Source organism: Streptomyces aureus (genome assembly GCF_001418135.1).
GTDB lineage: Bacteria > Actinomycetota > Actinomycetes > Streptomycetales > Streptomycetaceae > Streptomyces > Streptomyces aureus_A.
In genome coordinates this window covers 1-1,816 of sequence record NZ_LIPQ01000702.1, presented here as the reverse complement: position 1 = coordinate 1,816, position 1,816 = coordinate 1, and the positions used below count along the sequence as shown (strand labels likewise).

The 1,816-nt window shown below is 76.4% G+C and carries 2 protein-coding genes; one reads left to right on the top strand and one right to left on the bottom strand.

What is annotated here, in order from left to right; translation table 11 throughout:
* Positions 1–513: hypothetical protein (locus AOK00_RS36295; protein ID WP_216822294.1), on the bottom strand; the 513-nt coding region annotated here is incomplete at its 3' end.
* Between the two features lie 264 nt (positions 514–777).
* Here AOK00_RS36295 and AOK00_RS36290 point away from each other — a divergent pair.
* A complete protein-coding gene (locus AOK00_RS36290; RefSeq protein ID WP_079042384.1) occupies positions 778–1,779 on the top strand; it encodes an NAD-dependent epimerase/dehydratase family protein in 1,002 nt (333 codons plus the stop codon).
* The last annotated feature ends 37 nt before the right edge of the window (positions 1,780–1,816 follow it).

The window sequence follows — 1,816 nt, the reverse complement described above, 5'->3', positions numbered from 1 at the left end:
CGCACCGCGCCGCCCCGTCCGCCGGGCCCGCCGGACGGGGCGGCGCGGTGCGTCGGGGACGCGCACGCACGCGAGGAGCAGCCGCAGGGGGGTGAAGGCGTAGGCGAGGGCGGCTCGGGCGAGCGTGAAGAACGCGGCCTCGCCGTGCGCCAGCCAGAGGCCGCAGAGGAGCGCGGCGAGGAGGTGGGCGGCCAGCATGCCGGTGCTCATGTCCATGGACATCGCGGTGGCGGCGCCCATGTCGTGCGTGCCGACCGCGCCTTCGGTGCCCGCCGTCCCGTGCATCGCGTGCGTGCCGGTCATGCCGTGCGGGGCCGTCGCCGCCGGGTGACCCGTGTCCCCGGCCCGGGCGCCGGCCAGTGAGAAGAGCAGGTGCAGTGCGCCCTGGAGGACGAACAGCGCGCCCGCGATCGTCGGGGCGCCCCGGCGCCGGCCCGCGGCGGCCCACGCGGCGGCGGCCGTCACGGCGAAGGCGCCGAGCAGCGCGAGCGCCGGAAGCGGATGCGCAGACATGGACGAATGCCCCACGGCAGCCAAGGTCACGCACACCACCGCGAACAGGGCGGCTCTCAACGCGCGCAGGGGCGACCGGGCATCCGTCATCGCCCGTCATGGTGCCACCCCGCCCCTCGGCGCACGAGACCCCCCTCCCGGACCGATGACGTTCCTCCCGGGCCGGTGACGTTCCTCCCGGACCGACGACCTTCCTCCCTCGGCGGAATCCTCCGGCAGCGAAAGGCCCTGGTCCCGTGCCGTGCCGCCCGGCACGCTCTGATCATGAAACTGTTGATGCTCGGAGGTACGGAATTCGTCGGCCGCGCGGTCGTCGAGGCGGCGCTCGCCAGGGACTGGGAGGTGACCGTCTTCCACCGCGGCCGGCACGCGGCACCGGCGGGGGTCACCTCGCTCATAGGCGACCGCACGACCGGCCCCGACGGCCTCGCCGCGCTCGCCACGGGCTCCTGGGACGCCGTCGTGGACACCTGGTCGGCCGCGCCGTCCGCGGTGCGGGACGTGGCGCGGCTGCTCGCCGGCCGGGTCGGGCGGTACGCGTACGTGTCGAGCCGTTCGGTGTACGCGTGGCCCGCGGCGGCCGGGCTCGACGAGGACGGCCCGCTGGTGGAGGGTTCGGCCGACGACGGGGACGTGCCGTACGCCGAGGCCAAGCGGGGCGGCGAACTCGCCGCCACCGCCGCGTTCGGCGCGGACCGGACGCTACTCGTCCGCGCGGGCCTCATCCTCGGCCCGTACGAGAACGTGGGCCGACTCCCGTGGTGGCTGGGCCGGATCGCGCGCGGCGGACCGATCCTCGCCCCCGGGCCCGCCTCGCTCCCGGTCCAGTACGTCGACGTCCGGGACCTCGCCGAGTGGACGCTCGACGCGGTGGCCGCGGGGCTCTCGGGGCCGTACAACCTCGTCTCGCCGCCCGGGCACGTGACCATGGGCGATCTGCTCGACGCGTGCGTACGGGCCACCGGCTCCGACGCCGAACTCCGCTGGACCGAGCCGGAGGCACTGGTCAAGGCCGGGGTGGCGCCGTGGTCGGAGCTGCCCGTGTGGCTGCCGCCGGGCGAGATGTACGACGCGATGCACTGCGCCGACGTCTCCCGCGCCCTCGCGGCGGGGCTGCGCTGCCGGTCGGCGGCGGAGACGGTCGCGGACACGTGGGCGTGGCTGGAATCGGTCGGGGGCACGGCGCCCCAGCGCCCGGACCGGCCGCAGGTCGGTCTCTCCGCCGAGCGTGAGGCGGAGGTGCTGGCGGCGCTCGCGGAGGGGTGAGGCGGGAGCGGGGGTGTGACGGGACGGAGGGTAGGAG

Coding starts and splice junctions, on each gene's coding strand:
- AOK00_RS36290 (WP_079042384.1), top strand. CDS start 778: ATGAAACTGTTGATGCTCGGAGGTACGGAATTCGTCGGCCGCGCGGTC.